Origin of the sequence: Demequina flava, assembly GCF_000975035.1 — a bacterium.
GTDB classification, from domain to species: Bacteria; Actinomycetota; Actinomycetes; order Actinomycetales; family Demequinaceae; genus Demequina; species Demequina flava.
In genome coordinates this window covers 192,145-205,536 of the sequence record NZ_BBRA01000002.1, presented here as the reverse complement: position 1 = coordinate 205,536, position 13,392 = coordinate 192,145, and the positions used below count along the sequence as shown (strand labels likewise).

The 13,392-nt window shown below is 66.3% G+C and carries 14 protein-coding genes; 13 read left to right on the top strand and 1 reads right to left on the bottom strand.

The features are described 5' to 3' along the window. Positions 1-25: 25 nt before the first annotated feature. Positions 26-517, bottom strand: coding sequence for a YpsA SLOG family protein (locus AOP74_RS09480; protein WP_061962141.1), 492 nt, complete (start codon positions 515-517; stop codon positions 26-28). A gap of 156 nt (positions 518-673) precedes the next feature. Between AOP74_RS09480 and metK the strand changes: the two genes are divergently transcribed. The 13 genes from metK to AOP74_RS09415 all read left to right on the top strand — a co-directional run bounded on the left by metK (position 674) and on the right by AOP74_RS09415 (position 13,376). Continuing rightward, positions 674-1,843 (top strand): methionine adenosyltransferase, encoded by a 1,170-nt coding sequence (gene metK / locus AOP74_RS09475; RefSeq protein WP_061962140.1) that lies wholly within the window; start codon positions 674-676, stop codon positions 1,841-1,843. A 2-nt stretch (positions 1,844-1,845) separates the two neighbouring features. Further along, complete coding sequence (locus AOP74_RS09470) at positions 1,846-3,759, top strand: primosomal protein N' family DNA-binding protein (protein ID WP_152649262.1); 1,914 nt, start codon at positions 1,846-1,848, stop codon at positions 3,757-3,759. 144 nt (positions 3,760-3,903) lie between these two features. Beyond that, on the top strand, positions 3,904-4,839 hold the full coding sequence (gene fmt, locus AOP74_RS09465) for a methionyl-tRNA formyltransferase (RefSeq protein ID WP_061962591.1): 936 nt from the start codon (positions 3,904-3,906) through the stop codon (positions 4,837-4,839). Next, positions 4,836-6,242 (top strand): RsmB/NOP family class I SAM-dependent RNA methyltransferase, encoded by a 1,407-nt coding sequence (locus AOP74_RS09460; protein ID WP_061962138.1) that lies wholly within the window; start codon positions 4,836-4,838, stop codon positions 6,240-6,242. The genes fmt and AOP74_RS09460 overlap by 4 nt, the downstream gene beginning before the upstream one ends. 44 nt (positions 6,243-6,286) lie before the next feature. Then, positions 6,287-6,949 carry a ribulose-phosphate 3-epimerase gene (rpe, locus tag AOP74_RS09455; protein ID WP_061962137.1) on the top strand — a complete coding sequence of 221 codons (663 nt, stop codon included), beginning with the start codon at positions 6,287-6,289 and terminating at the stop codon, positions 6,947-6,949. 5 nt (positions 6,950-6,954) lie between these two features. Next, the gene (ribD, locus tag AOP74_RS09450; protein WP_061962136.1) at positions 6,955-7,989 is read left to right on the top strand and encodes a bifunctional diaminohydroxyphosphoribosylaminopyrimidine deaminase/5-amino-6-(5-phosphoribosylamino)uracil reductase RibD; all 1,035 of its coding nucleotides are present in this window, start codon (positions 6,955-6,957) and stop codon (positions 7,987-7,989) included. Then, a complete protein-coding gene (locus AOP74_RS09445) occupies positions 7,989-8,582 on the top strand; it encodes a riboflavin synthase (protein WP_061962135.1) in 594 nt (197 codons plus the stop codon). The genes ribD and AOP74_RS09445 overlap by 1 nt, the downstream gene beginning before the upstream one ends. Then, the gene (locus AOP74_RS09440) at positions 8,579-9,853 is read left to right on the top strand and encodes a bifunctional 3,4-dihydroxy-2-butanone-4-phosphate synthase/GTP cyclohydrolase II (protein WP_061962134.1); all 1,275 of its coding nucleotides are present in this window, start codon (positions 8,579-8,581) and stop codon (positions 9,851-9,853) included. The genes AOP74_RS09445 and AOP74_RS09440 overlap by 4 nt, the downstream gene beginning before the upstream one ends. Further along, the gene (gene ribH, locus AOP74_RS09435) at positions 9,850-10,317 is read left to right on the top strand and encodes a 6,7-dimethyl-8-ribityllumazine synthase (protein WP_061962133.1); all 468 of its coding nucleotides are present in this window, start codon (positions 9,850-9,852) and stop codon (positions 10,315-10,317) included. The genes AOP74_RS09440 and ribH overlap by 4 nt, the downstream gene beginning before the upstream one ends. 52 nt (positions 10,318-10,369) lie before the next feature. After that, positions 10,370-10,633, top strand: a complete 264-nt coding sequence (locus AOP74_RS09430) for a phosphoribosyl-ATP diphosphatase (protein WP_061962132.1) — start codon at positions 10,370-10,372, stop codon at positions 10,631-10,633. A 9-nt stretch (positions 10,634-10,642) separates the two neighbouring features. Further along, positions 10,643-11,485 carry an ATP phosphoribosyltransferase gene (hisG, locus tag AOP74_RS09425; RefSeq protein ID WP_061962131.1) on the top strand — a complete coding sequence of 281 codons (843 nt, stop codon included), beginning with the start codon at positions 10,643-10,645 and terminating at the stop codon, positions 11,483-11,485. 3 nt (positions 11,486-11,488) lie between these two features. Next, positions 11,489-12,469: a helix-turn-helix transcriptional regulator gene (locus tag AOP74_RS09420; RefSeq protein WP_061962130.1), complete on the top strand. Its 981-nt coding sequence runs from the start codon at positions 11,489-11,491 to the stop codon at positions 12,467-12,469. Next, entirely contained in the window at positions 12,456-13,376 is a 921-nt protein-coding gene (locus AOP74_RS09415) for a helix-turn-helix transcriptional regulator (RefSeq protein ID WP_061962129.1), read from the top strand. The genes AOP74_RS09420 and AOP74_RS09415 overlap by 14 nt, the downstream gene beginning before the upstream one ends. The last annotated feature ends 16 nt before the right edge of the window (positions 13,377-13,392 follow it).

Sequence of the window (13,392 nt, the reverse complement as noted above, 5' to 3'; positions counted from 1 at the left end):
CGACACCTCCATGCACCATCTGCGGCTACGTGGAGGCGGCAGCGGAAGCGAGCAACTCATCCATGAACTCGCGGGCGCGGTCGTAGCCACCCGGCGCTTCAGACTCGCGCGGCCCAGCGACGTTGACAATCAAGTCGCGCCCCACGCCCCGTAGGAACTCGAGCGCCTCGTCTGGCTCGGACGGGTTCAAGAGCACCGGCCTTGACGTAGCGCGCGCGTAGGCGACCCCGCGCTGGCACCCCTCGGAGGATTCCACCGCGCCCAGCACCAGCGTCGCGTGCGAGTCGCGGATGTTGTAACGGGAGCGGACCTCGGGCTCGGACTCGATCGTCGGCTTGAGTCCCGGATAAGACACGAGCACGCCGGGCGGGTACGGCTTGTCCTCGGCCCACCCGCCAGCGGGGCACCATCCTCCGTGGACAACGCGCGCCTTGATCGCCGCGTCCAGGGCCGCGCGGTCGGCGCCGGTCTGTCCTCCGGAGAAGATTCGCGAGATGAGCCTCAGATCCGTATCCATAACTTCTCCTCCACCTCTCGCGTAAGCCCCTGAACCGTGGCCCATGCTGACGGTAGCAACTACGGGCTTGTGCTGGAATGGGCCTTGGGTCCCAGGCGCCTACCGCTGTTCAGAGTAGGGACGTCAATGTCACCGCGCGCCACTAGGCTGTGCGGCATGACAGATCTTCGCCTCTTCACGTCCGAATCCGTCACCGAAGGCCACCCCGACAAGGTGTGTGACCAGGTATCCGACGCGATCTTGGACGAGATGCTCCGGCAGGACCCGGCCGCGCGCGTAGCGGTCGAGACGATGGTCACGACGGGTCTGGTGCACGTCTCCGGAGAGGTGACCACCGAGGCGTACGTCGACATCCCGGGCACTATCCGCGACGTCGTCAACGGCATCGGATACACGTCGTCCAAGGTCGGCTTTGACGGTGACTCCTGCGGTGTCTCGGTGTCGATCGGCGAGCAGAGCCCGGACATTTGGGCGGGCGTGGGTTCGGCAACGGACACCGATGGCTCGGAGCTTGGCGCGGGAGACCAGGGCCTCATGTTCGGCTACGCGTGCCGCGACACGGATGCGCTCATGCCGCTTCCGATCGCGATCGCCCACGGCCTGACCCAGAAGCTCGCTGAGGTTCGCAAGACAGATGCCGTGGACGGGCTCCGTCCCGACGGCAAGGCGCAGGTGACGATCGGCTACGACGGCGATGTGGCCCGCATTGTCGACACCGTGGTGCTGTCGAGCCAGCACGCCGAGGCCTGGGACACGCTGGACCTACGCCTCGCCCTCGAGGAGTCAGTCATCGCGCCGGTCCTGGCGTCCTTTGAGCTCGACGCCACTGGGCACCGCTCGCTCATCAACCCCACCGGTCGGTTCGAAATCGGCGGTCCCAAGGGCGACGCCGGCCTGACTGGCCGCAAGATCATCGTCGACACGTACGGCGGCATGGCCCGTCACGGCGGAGGCGCGTTCTCTGGCAAGGACCCGAGCAAGGTGGACCGGTCCGCGGCGTATGCGATGCGATGGGTCGCCAAGAACGTCGTCGCCGCAGGGCTGGCAGACCGGTGCGAGGTTCAGGTCGCCTACGCGATCGGCACGGCACACCCCGTGGGCCTGTACGTCGAGACCTTCGGTACGGAAACCGTCGACCCCGCTCGCATCGTCAAGGCCATCCGCGAGGTGTTCGATCTGCGCCCGCAGGCCATCATCGATGCGCTTGATCTCCGCCGCCCCATCTACAAGGCCACAGCCGCATACGGTCACTTTGGACGCGAGCTCGAAGACTTCACCTGGGAGCGCACCGACCGCGCAAGCGACCTTCTGAGCGCAGCGCAATAGTCGTGTCCGCACCCATTGCGCGGGTGCGGCTCGATACTCCGCTGCCGCATCTGGATCGCGACTTCGATTACGCGATCCCGGAGAAACTGACGGGCACGGTCGCCGTGGGATCCCGCGTGCGCGTGCCGTTCGCGGGCAGACTCGTCGGCGCGATCGTCACTGGGGTTGCCGACCACAGCGGGTTCGACGGCAAACTGCTCGAAGTCAAGAGCGCATCGGCCGTCCCGAGTTTCACTCCGCAGGCTCTGACGCTCGCCGCCGAGGTCGCCCGCAGGTACGGCGGGTCGGTGTGGGACGTGTGCCGCCTGATGGCCCCGCCCCGTGTGGCGTCGGTGGAGAAACGCACCTGGGAAGCCCCCGAGCCCGACCCCGCGTACGCAGCCGCAGCTGAGCGCTGCGCGGGCGAGCCGGTCGTCCAACAGAGACAGCGTGCCGTGTGGCAGGCGTTGCCTGACGAGGGCCGATGCTCGGTTCCAGCCCGCACTATCGTCGCCCAGGCGTTGGCTCACCTGGGCGCGGACGGCTCCACACTGATCGTGGTGCCTGACGCTCGAGCACAACGCGCGGTGTTGAAGGAATGCGAACAGGTCGGTCTGAAGCGTTGGACGGCGCGTAGCGGGGGACAGGTCGCGGTGCTCGACCACGACGACGGGCAGAGCGCACGGTTCGGCGCGTACCTCGCGGCAATGCACGGGCATGCGCGCATCGTGGTGGGGACAAGGCCGTCAGTGCTCCAACCGGTACTTCACCTATCGACCTTGATCCTGTGGGACGAGGCCAACACGGTCTACGAGGAACCTCATGCCCCCTACCTGCACGCGCGCACCGTCGCGGCGATGCGGGCGACCGGGGGAGTGACAGCGCTTGTTGGCGGCTACGCGCTGAGTGTGGACGCGGCCGCCCTCGCCGAGCACGGTTGGGCGCGATGGATAGAGCCCTCACGCGACGAGGTCCGCACCGCCACACCTGCCATCGATGTCCTCACCGACGAGCGCCGCGAAGCGGAAGGTGGCTCCGGACGGCACTGGATGCCCGGCTCAGCCTGGCGTGCGGTGAAGAAGGGCTTGGATCGTGGGCCGGTTGGGGTGATCGTTCCGCGGGCGGGATACGTGAACGCAGTGGCCTGCGCGCGCTGCGACGAGTGGGCTGTTTGCCGCGACTGTGAGTCACCGCTGACGCTGTCGACCGCGGATGCTGACCCGGTCTGCGTCGAAAATGGCCACGCTCAACCGCAGTGGCACTGCCCCGAGTGTCACGGGGCGAGACTTAAGCACATCCGCCAGGGCGTGGAGCGCATTGCGGAGCAACTTGCACGGATGGCGCCCGGGACGGAGTTGACGGTCTCAAGCGCCGCGACCGGGATCGTCGATGACCTCAGCGTCGAACGCGGCCTGGTACTCGCGACGCCCGCAGCTCTTCCCGCAGTCGTAGGAGGCTACTCACACCTGGTCATTGTCGACGCGGGGGTTCCCGCGGGAATTGGGCTCGGCGGAGAACTCAAGGCAGTGCGCTGGTGGATGTCAGCTGCAGCGTTGGTGAGATCCAGGGCAGATGGAGGTGCCGTCACTGTCGTGGGTGCACTCCCTGACGCGGTGAGGCGCGCACTCGCCACGTGGACCCCCGCGGACGCCGCGCGCGACGCCTACGCCGAACGCTCGGAACTCGGCTTCCCGCCACACCGGCGCCACATCCAACTGTTCGGCTCGCCCCAGTGGGTTGATGCCGCACTCGCCAGGGCGGGCGTCACTGATGGACAGGCCAAGGCGACGGTGATCCCCCGGGAGGATGGAGCATCGGCCCTGATCACGCGAGGCGCTGCTCAGAAGGCGGTCGATGCGTTCCGCGAGGTTCAACGCGAGGCGTCCAAGGAGCGGGGCGAGCTGCGCATGCGCGTCGACGGACCGCTCGGCTTCTAACTTAGGTCCGTGTAGCCGTGCGCCAGTAGGACATCTGGGTCACAATTCGCGCCCATTGTGACCCAGATGTCCTACTGGGGCGCCACCGGACTGGCTGGCATCGCGCGGGCTGTGTGCGGTCGTCGCGCAACTACGATGGTGCATATGCGTGTCATCTTTGCCGGAACCCCAGACGCGGCAGTACCGACCCTCGAGGCGTTGATCAATTCTCCGCACGAGGTCATTGCCGTCATCACTCAGCCCGATGCCCGTGGCAAGCGCGGCAAGACGCTGCACCCGAGCCCAGTAAAGACAGCCGCGGAAGAGCACGGGATCGACGTCCTCACCCCCGTGAGCGCGAAGGATCCCGAGTTCATCGCGCAAATCGAGGCACTGGAAGCGGATGTCGCCGCGGTGGTGGCGTACGGCCAGATCCTGACCGAGGAGATGCTCGCAGCCACGGAGCACGGCTGGGTCAACCTCCACTTCTCGCTCCTGCCCCAGTGGCGGGGAGCGGCTCCCGTGCAGCGCGCGCTCATGGCCGGTGACGAGTTCACCGGCGCAAGCACGTTCCTGCTAGAGAAGGGCCTGGACACCGGACCCGTGATCGGCACATTGACCGAGCGCGTCCGCGCACTTGACACCTCGGGCGACCTCCTCGACCGGCTCGCCCACGCCGGCGCGCCGCTTATGGTCCAGTCCCTCGAGGCGCTCGTGTCCGGTCAAGCCACTCCGCAGCCGCAGGGCGAGGACGGGGTGAGCTACGCCGCGAAGTTGTCCCGCGAGGACGCCTATGTTGTGTGGGACCGGCCCAGCCACGTGGTGGATCGTCAGATCCGCGGCTGCACGCCCGCCCCGGGAGCGTGGACGACTTTGCCGGACGGTTCGGTCGCGAAGCTCAGCCCGGTCAGCCCCATCGTCGATGGCCCACGTACCGTCCCGGGCCAGATCAAGGAAGTCGATGGCCGCGTGCTGGTCGGCACCGGAACCGATCCCGTTGCCCTCTCGACCATCGCACCTGCGGGAAAGAAGGCGATGAACGCCTCGGACTGGTGGCGCGGCGCTCGTCTGGGCGATGGTGCGATCTTGGGTGAAGCATGAGAGTCGAACCCGCGCGCCTGGCCGCCTACGACGTATGCCTCGCCGTCGAGACGCAGGACACCTACGCGAATCTCGCGCTCCCGATGGTCCTGCGCAAGCGACACCTCAAGGGCCGCGAAGCGGGCTTTGCCACCGAACTGACCTACGGCGCGCTGCGCATGCAGGGTCTGTACGACGCGATTCTTTCCAAGGCCGCAAAGCGCCCGGCGGAGGGCTTCGATGTGGAGGTACTCGTGGCGCTGCGGCTCGGTGCACACCAGGCACTTTCCATGCGCGTGCCGGCGCACGCAGCGGTGTCGCAAACAGTCGAGCTTGTGCGTCAGGAGCGCGGCAAGGGCGCGGGCGGGTTTGCTAACGCCGTCATGCGACGTGTCGTTGAGGCGGATCTGGATCTGTGGCTCTCACGGGTAGCGCCTGGCACGTCGCGGCGTTCCCTGGCCACGCGCTACTCACACCCCGAATGGGTGGTGGGCGAACTCGAACAGTCGCTTCAACGCGATGGCCGGCCCGGTCAGATCGAAACTCTGCTCGCTGCCGACAACACTGCGCCATCGGTGACTCTCGTGGCCCGCCCAGGGCTGGTTGACCGTGACGATCTCACAGCCGAGGCGGAGGGCATGCCGACCACACTGTCGCCATGGGGCGTCGAGCTCCCGTCGGGTGACCCTGGGTCCCTCGGGGCCGTTGCCGACGGCACCGCAGCGGTGCAGGACGAAGGTAGTCAGTTGGCTGCCTTGGCGCTGATTCACGCTGACGCCGCGCTACCCACCGCCTCCACTACGGCCGATGCTGGGGAGACCACAGCATCGGCCCTCCCCGTGGACAAGGGGAGCCAGCGGTGGCTGGATATGTGTGCAGGTCCCGGTGGCAAGGCCGCGCTACTGGCCGCGCAGGCCGCGAGCGCGGGCGAGCACCTCGACGCTCTAGAACTGCATCAGCACCGGGCCGATCTTGTGCGCAAGTCACTCCGTGCGGTGTCGGATGAGGCGTGGACTGTGCACACTGGCGATGCGCGCGCGTGGGGTGAGGCGGGGTCGTTCGATCGCATCTTGCTTGATGCGCCCTGCACGGGCCTGGGCGCCCTACGCCGCCGGCCCGAGTCGCGATGGCGCCGCACCCAAAGCGACCTTGATGACCTCGTGGATTTGCAGATCACGCTCCTCAATCAAGCTAAGCGGCTCGTCGCGCCTGGTGGTGTGATCGCGTATGTGACCTGTTCTCCTGTAGTCGCGGAGACGCACGCGGTGGTCGCGGCCGTGGGGTTAACGACTCTGGACACTCGTGCGGCTCTCGCAGCGGCGACTGACACCACGCTCGAGTCGTGGGGGAGCGGACCGCACGTGCAGCTGTGGCCGCACGTCCACGGCACCGACGCGATGTTTATTCAGCTCCTGCAGGCGTAGCGCCGAGTCCGCGCCCGCGCCACACAGCGACTAGCCTGGAACGCATGGGAATGCAGATCGCCCCGTCCATCCTGTCCGCAGACTTCGCCAACCTCGAAAGCGAGATTGCGAAGGTCTCCACAGCCGACTGGCTGCACTTTGACGTGATGGACGGCCACTTCGTGCCGAACCTCACTGTCGGGCTGCCAGTGCTGGAGCGCATCGCGCAAGTAGCGCCCATGCCCGTGGATGCTCACCTCATGATCGAAGATGCCGACCACTGGGCCCCGCGCTACGCCGAGGCAGGTGCGTCATCTGTGACGTTCCACTACGAGGCCGCGAAGGACCCCAAGGGCATTGCCCGGGACCTTCGCAAGCTCGGTGTGCGTGCATCGGTCGCGCTGAAGCCCGGGACCCCCGTCGAGGCCGTGCTGGATGACATCAAGCACTTCGACATGGTGCTCGTGATGACGGTGGAGCCAGGATTTGGCGGCCAGTCCTTCATGCCAGACATGCTGCCCAAGGTCACCGCGCTCAGGAAGGCTGCCGAGAGCGCGCAGCACGACCTGTGGATCGAGACCGACGGCGGCATCTCCCGCGACACCATTGAGGAGACCGCCCGGGCTGGGTGCGACGTGTTCGTCGCAGGCTCGGCCGTCTATGGCGCGGCGGATCCGTCTGCTGAAGTCAACGCCTTGCGTGATCTTGCCGCTCACGCGGCCAAGTAGGGCCGATGCCCATCTCTTCTTCCGCACCTCAGCTCACCTCAGGTGAGGCGATGGACCTCGCGGTGTTGCTTGGCGGTCAAGGGCCGCAGGCTGGCCCAAATCCTCGAGTCGGATGCGTCATCACCAGCGCAGAGGGCCACGTGCTCGCCAAGGGGTGGCATAAGGGTGCCGGAACGCCGCACGCGGAGGTCGCCGCATTGGCAGACGCCCACGAGCGCGGTGTCGACGTGACCGGTGCCACCGCCCACGTCACGCTGGAGCCGTGCAACCACACGGGTCGTACGGGACCGTGCGCCCAGGCGCTTACTGATGCCGGCATCGGCCGGGTGCTGTTCGCCGTCACCGACCCAGGTGAGGCTTCGCACGGGGGTGCAGCCACTCTCAACGCCAACGGCATTGAGGCGATACACACGCCTCACGACGGCGCCGCCGCCCTGATCCGGCGATGGCACAAGGCAATGACCCACCGGCGGCCTTACGTGATCGCGAAGTGGGCCTCAACCCTCGACGGACGCATGGCCGCCGCAGACGGCACCGCTTTCTGGATCACCGGTGAGCAGGCACGCGCACACGTCCATCAGGTGCGGGGCCAGGTCGACGCCATCGCGGTCGGCACCGCAACGGTCGAGGTCGACAACCCCAGCCTTTCCGCGCGCCCGGGCGGTGACGAGTCCGGCCCGCAGCCGCTGCGGGTCGTCATCGGCTCGCGGCCCACCGACGGAGCGAAGGTGTGGCGCGACGACAACGCGTTGGCAATTCATAGCCACGACCCGGCCGCAGTCCTCGCCGAACTGCATCAGCGGGAGGTTCGCACGCTGCTTGTTGAAGGGGGTCCCACGGTGCTGAGCGCATTCTTTGCCGCAGGCCTCGTGGACGAGGTGAATACCTACATCGCCCCCGCGATTCTCGGTGACGGCGCCACGGCCGTGAACGGCCTGGGAATCCCCACGATGGCGGACACGTTGAGACTGACAGAGGTGACTCACACGCCACTAGGCGCGGATATCCTTGTCACTGGTCTTGTCACGGAAGGAACCTGATGTTCACGGGCATCGTCGAGGCGGTGGGCACGGTTGAATCCGTCTCCGACGCGGGCGCGCAAGCGCAATTCTCTATTCACACTGATGGCTTTGGCGCCGACCTCATTCACGGCGAATCCATCGCTGTAAACGGAGTGTGCCTCACTGTCGCCAAGCACACCGGCGACAGCTGGCTGGCAGACGTCATGAAAATCACGCTGGACACCACCGCCCTTGGCGCACTGAAAGCTGGCGACCGCGTGAACATCGAACGCGCGATGCGTGCTGACGGCCGCCTGGGTGGGCACCTCATGCAGGGTCACGTCGACGGCACCGCCGTGCTCGTGGCCCGCGACTCGCAGCCCGATTGGGACAACCTCACCTTTGAACTGCCAGATGACCTGCTGCGCTACGTGGTCCGCAAGGGCTCCATTGCGCTCAACGGCGTGTCGCTGACCGTCGCAGAGCTTGAAGGCAATCGCGCCACTGTGTCACTGATCCCCACCACGCTCGCGGAAACCGTCTTTGGCGAGGCCAAGGTGGGCGACCGCGCCAACGTCGAGGTGGACGTCATCGGCAAGTACGTCGAGAAGATGCTGGGGGAGCGCGCATGAGCGAGCCCATCCCCGCCGTACCCGTAGAACTGACCGAGGCGGACCTCGCGCGCATTCAAAGCGCGCTCGAGGATCTGCGCGCCGGCAAGCCCGTGCTGGTTGCGGACTCGCATCACCGCGAGAACGAAGCAGACTTCATCATGTCCGCGCAGACCACCACGGTGGACTGGGTCGCATGGGGAATCCGCCACTCGAGCGGATACCTCTGCGCACCTATGCCGGGTCCCAAGGCGGACGCCCTCAACCTCCCGCTCATGGTTCCCAACAGCCAGGACCCACGCCGCACGGCGTACACGGTCTCGGTGGATGCGGCGGATGGCATCACCACAGGCATTTCCGCCGCCGACAGGCACCGGACGCTGCACGTCTTGGCGAAGGAAGACGCCTGCCCCGATGACGTCATTCGCCCAGGGCACGTCCTGCCGTTGCGCGCGGTCGCTGGGGGAGTGCTGCACCGCCCCGGGCACACGGAAGCCGCTGTCGACCTGTGCCGCCTCGCAGGGCTCTCGCCGGTGGGCGTCATTGCCGAGATGGTCAACGATGACGGCACCATGATGCGTCACGGCGACGCCACCGCTGTCGCGGATCGTGACGGCCTTGTCTTTATGACGATCGAGGAACTGATCGCGTACCGAATTCACCGTGGAGACGAGGCTCCTGTCGTGGAGCCGGCACCGCACCGCGTGGTCGCTGAGGGGGAGGCGCGCCTGCCCACCCGCCACGGCGACCTCACGATTCACGGCTACCGCGACGCACGGACCGGCGACGAGCACGTCGTTCTCACAGCGCCGACGCCCGAGGGCCGCACGCCCGTCGTGCGCGTCCACTCCGAATGCCTCACCGGCGACGCTTTTGGTTCGCTTCGTTGCGACTGCGGACCTCAGCTGGATGCAGCCGTGGCGCGCGTTGCCGCAGAAGGCGGTGCGGTCGTTTACCTGCGTGGACACGAGGGACGCGGCATTGGCATCGTCGCGAAGATCCGTGCGTATGGCCTCCAAGATGCCGGGCGCGACACTGTCGACGCCAACACGGACTTGGGACTGCCGATCGACCGTCGCGAATACGGCGCGGCCGCGGCGATCCTGGCAGACTTGGGTTTGACGGAGGTGCGTCTCATGACCAACAACCCAGCCAAGGTTGCCGCCATGCGTGCCTCAGGCATCACCATCACCGAACGAGTGCCCCACCGCTACGGTGAGCACCCAGAAAACGCCGCCTACTTGCGCACCAAGATCGAGCGCATGGGCCACCTCACAGGAGAAGACGCATGAGTGGAGACGGAGCACCTCAGCTCGACATCGACGGTCGCGGCATGAAGGTCGAGATCGTCGCGAGCCAGTGGCACACCGAGGTCATGGACGGGCTTGTGAACGGTGCCGTTGAGGCGGCCAAGAAGGCTGGCGCTAAGTACCGCGTCACCCGTGTCGCCGGGGCGTTTGAGCTCACCGTCGTTGCCGAGAAGCTTGCACGCAGCGGGGCCGATGCTGTGGTTGCGCTGGGCGTCGTTGTCCAGGGGGAGACTCCTCACTTTGAGTACGTTTGTCGCTCCGTGACCGATGGCCTGACTGCGATTGCACGCGAGCACATGGTGCCCGTGGGCTTTGGCGTGTTGACAGTCGACACTGTGGAGCAGGCTCTCGCACGTGCTGGCCTTGAGGGATCGATCGAGGACAAGGGCGCTGAGTCTGTGGAAGCGGCGCTTGCGACGGCTCTCACACTTGACTCACTCGGATAGTGGCTACGGTCGCGCGCACGCCGACCGACACTCATCCCACTAGGCTGGCACTGTGAAGAATTTCGACGACCTTTTTGCTGAACTGTCCGCTCGTGCCGAGGAGCGCCCTGAGGGCTCTGGCACCGTCGCGATGCTCGATAAGGGCGTCCATGCGATCGGCAAGAAGCTCGTCGAGGAGGCCGCCGAGTCCTGGATGGCCGCCGAGTTCCAGAGCAACGAAGAAGCCGCCGAAGAAATCTCCCAGTTGCTGTACTGGGCACAGGTCATGATGGTCGCGAAGGGCCTGACCCTCGACGACGTCTACCGCAACCTCTAAGGATCACAAGTGCTGCGCATTGCCGTCCCCAACAAGGGATCACTGTCCGAACCCGCCGCTCAACTTCTCAAGGAAGCCGGCTACAAGCAGCGCCGCGACTCCCGCGAACTGGTGCTCGCCGACCCCCGCAACGACGTCGAGTTCTTCTTTCTGCGTCCGCGTGATGTCGCGGTCTACGTAGGCTCCGGCACGGTAGACGCCGGTATCACCGGCCGCGACCTGCTTCTGGACTCCGGCGCAGAGGCCAACGAGCACCTTGAGCTCGGCTTCGGCGGGTCCACATTTCGCTACGCCGCACCCAAGGGCGAAGTCACCGCGATCGACCAGCTCCAGGGCAAGCGAGTCGCCACGAGCTACCCGCGCTTGGTGAAGCACCACTTGAAGTCCTTCGGCGTGGAATCCACGGTTGTACGCCTAGACGGTGCAGTCGAGTCATCGGTCCGCCTTGGTGTGGCCGATGCTGTGGCCGACGTGGTCTCGACCGGCACCACCTTGCGCGCGGCCGGCCTGGAGATCTTCGGGGAGCCCATCCTCAAGTCCGAGGCCATCCTGATCCGGGGCAAGGACACCAACAACGAGGACCTCGCCGTTCTCACCGGTCGTCTGCGCGGTGTGCTGATGGCCCGCCAGTACGTGCTCGTTGACTACGACGTGCCGTCGGAGAAGCTCGATGAGTCGATCTCGGTCACCCCCGGGTTCGAGGCACCGACAGTGACTCCTTTGCACGGCAAGGACTGGCACGCGGTGCGCATCATGGTTCCCCGCGCGGAGATGAACCAGATCATGGATCGCCTCTACGCTGCTGGCGCCCGCGCAATTCTGTCGACCGAACTCCTCGCCGTCCGGATCTAACCCATGGCTGTCTCGCCCGAGGAACGACTGCTCAACCTCATCATTGCGCTCATGCACACGCGTGTGCGCATGACGAAGGACGACATTCGCGCATCCGTGGCGGGGTACGACCGGGTTGATGACTCGGCGGATGAGGCGACGGCCAAGAAGCGCAAAGCCACGTTTGAGCGCATGTTCGAGCGCGATAAGGACACCTTGCGCAGGCTCGGGATTCCCGTCGTGACCGTACGTTCGCAGGCACATGGCGACGACATCGGCTACCGCATTGACCCGTCCCAAGCGACGTTGCCGCCCATCGACTTCACCCCGTCGGAGTCCGCAGTGGTCGCCTTGGCCGCTGACTATTGGCGTGGTGCCGCACTTGGGGCCGATGCCTCGCTCGCGTGGGTCAAGGCATCTTCCCGGATGGCCCATGGCCAGGCCGAAGAGCTACCGTTCGCGACAGCGCAGGCTCGGCTCAGCGATGCCGCCGCCGCACTTGTCGAGGCAATTCAGCTCCGTCAGGCGGTCACCTTCGAGTACGCATCTGCTTCTTCAGGGGATGCAACGCGAACCGTGCAGCCGTGGCGCATTCTGCTCAGCGGTGGCGCGGACTATCTCGTCGCTTTCGACGTTGACCGCGAGGCTCAACGCACCTTCAGGCTCAGCCGCGTGACTAGCACCGTGAAGCTCACCGGACTACCGGGCGCATACGAGATCCCCACTCATTTCCCTGGCGGGCTTAAGCCTGCCGGTGACACACAGGGTGAGGCGATAGTGGCGTTGCGTCCCGAGGCCGGGCACGCACTGCGCAACGCGGGAAGCCACGCAGGTGCCGATGGCGATTGGGACCTTGTGACGGTGCCGTACGTGCACCGCGATGACCTCCGCGGCCAGGTTTTGGCGCTTGGGGGAGCTGCGCGCATCGTCGAACCCCAGGACCTACGCGACGAAGTTGCCACTTACGCAGCGGCTGCGTTGGAGGTGGCTCATGGCAGGGGATAGGGCCGTGGGGCGTGTTACTCGCCTCCTCGGAATCATCGAGTACCTCGAGACGCAAGGTGCCACGGACTTCGCAGAACTGGCGGCGCACTTTGGTGTCAGCGCAGCGCAGATCGAGAAGGATGTCACGCTGTTGTGGCTCTCGGGCCGCCCGGGCTATTCACACGAGGACCTCATCGACTTTGACGGCTTCGCCTTCGACGACAAGGTGGCGGACCTCACCAATGCTCAGGGACTGCGGCAAGTCAGCTACTCGCCGCGAGAGGCCGCGGCCCTCATCGGTGCGCTTTCTGCATTGGTTGCCACGGGTGCAGCTCCCGATGCCGCCTCGAGTGCGCTTGGAAAGCTCACTACGGTTGTCGGCTCCACGGGTGTCGAAGTGGTCTCGGCAACCGAGGTCGATCCCGCTATCCGCGGCTCACTCGACGAGTCGATCGCGACCCGTCACGCCGTTGAACTGACGTACGTGGACGCCCACCAGCGGCGCAGCGTGCGGGTCGTGGAGCCTCACAGGCTGGTCGCTATCGACGGCGCGGGATACCTCGAGTGCTATTGCCTGCGCGCAGACGACTACCGCACGCTCAGGTTGGACCGCATCGAGTCCGCAACGGCCGTCGATGTCATGGTGACCCATCCTCCTGCGGAGAAGCTCGGCTTCTCCCTGGACGCGGGTTTTGCTGCGACCGTTCGTGTGGCGCGGGCAGGGCGTTGGGCCGTCGAGGACCTGCCTTCAGTCGAGCTCGAGACAACCGATGCCGAGGTCACCGCGCGGTTCCCCGTCGCAGATGCGGACTGGGCCGCAGGCAGGCTCCTTGCCGTCGCCCCGCACCTCCGAAGCGTCGAGCCGCAGGAACTGCGTGATGCGTTGGCTGAGCGCGCAGCGAACGTGCTTGCCGTTCACGGCGACTAGACTGACGGCGTTCGTC

Excerpts from the sequence above, each read along its gene's own strand:
- AOP74_RS09480 (WP_061962141.1), bottom strand. The coding sequence starts at position 517 with ATGGATACGGATCTGAGGCTCATCTCGCGAATCTTCTCCGGAGGACAG.
- metK (WP_061962140.1), top strand. The coding sequence starts at position 674 with ATGACAGATCTTCGCCTCTTCACGTCCGAATCCGTCACCGAAGGCCAC.
- fmt (WP_061962591.1), top strand. The coding sequence starts at position 3,904 with ATGCGTGTCATCTTTGCCGGAACCCCAGACGCGGCAGTACCGACCCTC.
- AOP74_RS09460 (WP_061962138.1), top strand. The coding sequence starts at position 4,836 with ATGAGAGTCGAACCCGCGCGCCTGGCCGCCTACGACGTATGCCTCGCC.
- rpe (WP_061962137.1), top strand. The coding sequence starts at position 6,287 with ATGGGAATGCAGATCGCCCCGTCCATCCTGTCCGCAGACTTCGCCAAC.
- ribD (WP_061962136.1), top strand. The coding sequence starts at position 6,955 with ATGCCCATCTCTTCTTCCGCACCTCAGCTCACCTCAGGTGAGGCGATG.
- AOP74_RS09445 (WP_061962135.1), top strand. The coding sequence starts at position 7,989 with ATGTTCACGGGCATCGTCGAGGCGGTGGGCACGGTTGAATCCGTCTCC.
- AOP74_RS09440 (WP_061962134.1), top strand. The coding sequence starts at position 8,579 with ATGAGCGAGCCCATCCCCGCCGTACCCGTAGAACTGACCGAGGCGGAC.
- ribH (WP_061962133.1), top strand. The coding sequence starts at position 9,850 with ATGAGTGGAGACGGAGCACCTCAGCTCGACATCGACGGTCGCGGCATG.
- AOP74_RS09420 (WP_061962130.1), top strand. The coding sequence starts at position 11,489 with ATGGCTGTCTCGCCCGAGGAACGACTGCTCAACCTCATCATTGCGCTC.
- AOP74_RS09415 (WP_061962129.1), top strand. The coding sequence starts at position 12,456 with ATGGCAGGGGATAGGGCCGTGGGGCGTGTTACTCGCCTCCTCGGAATC.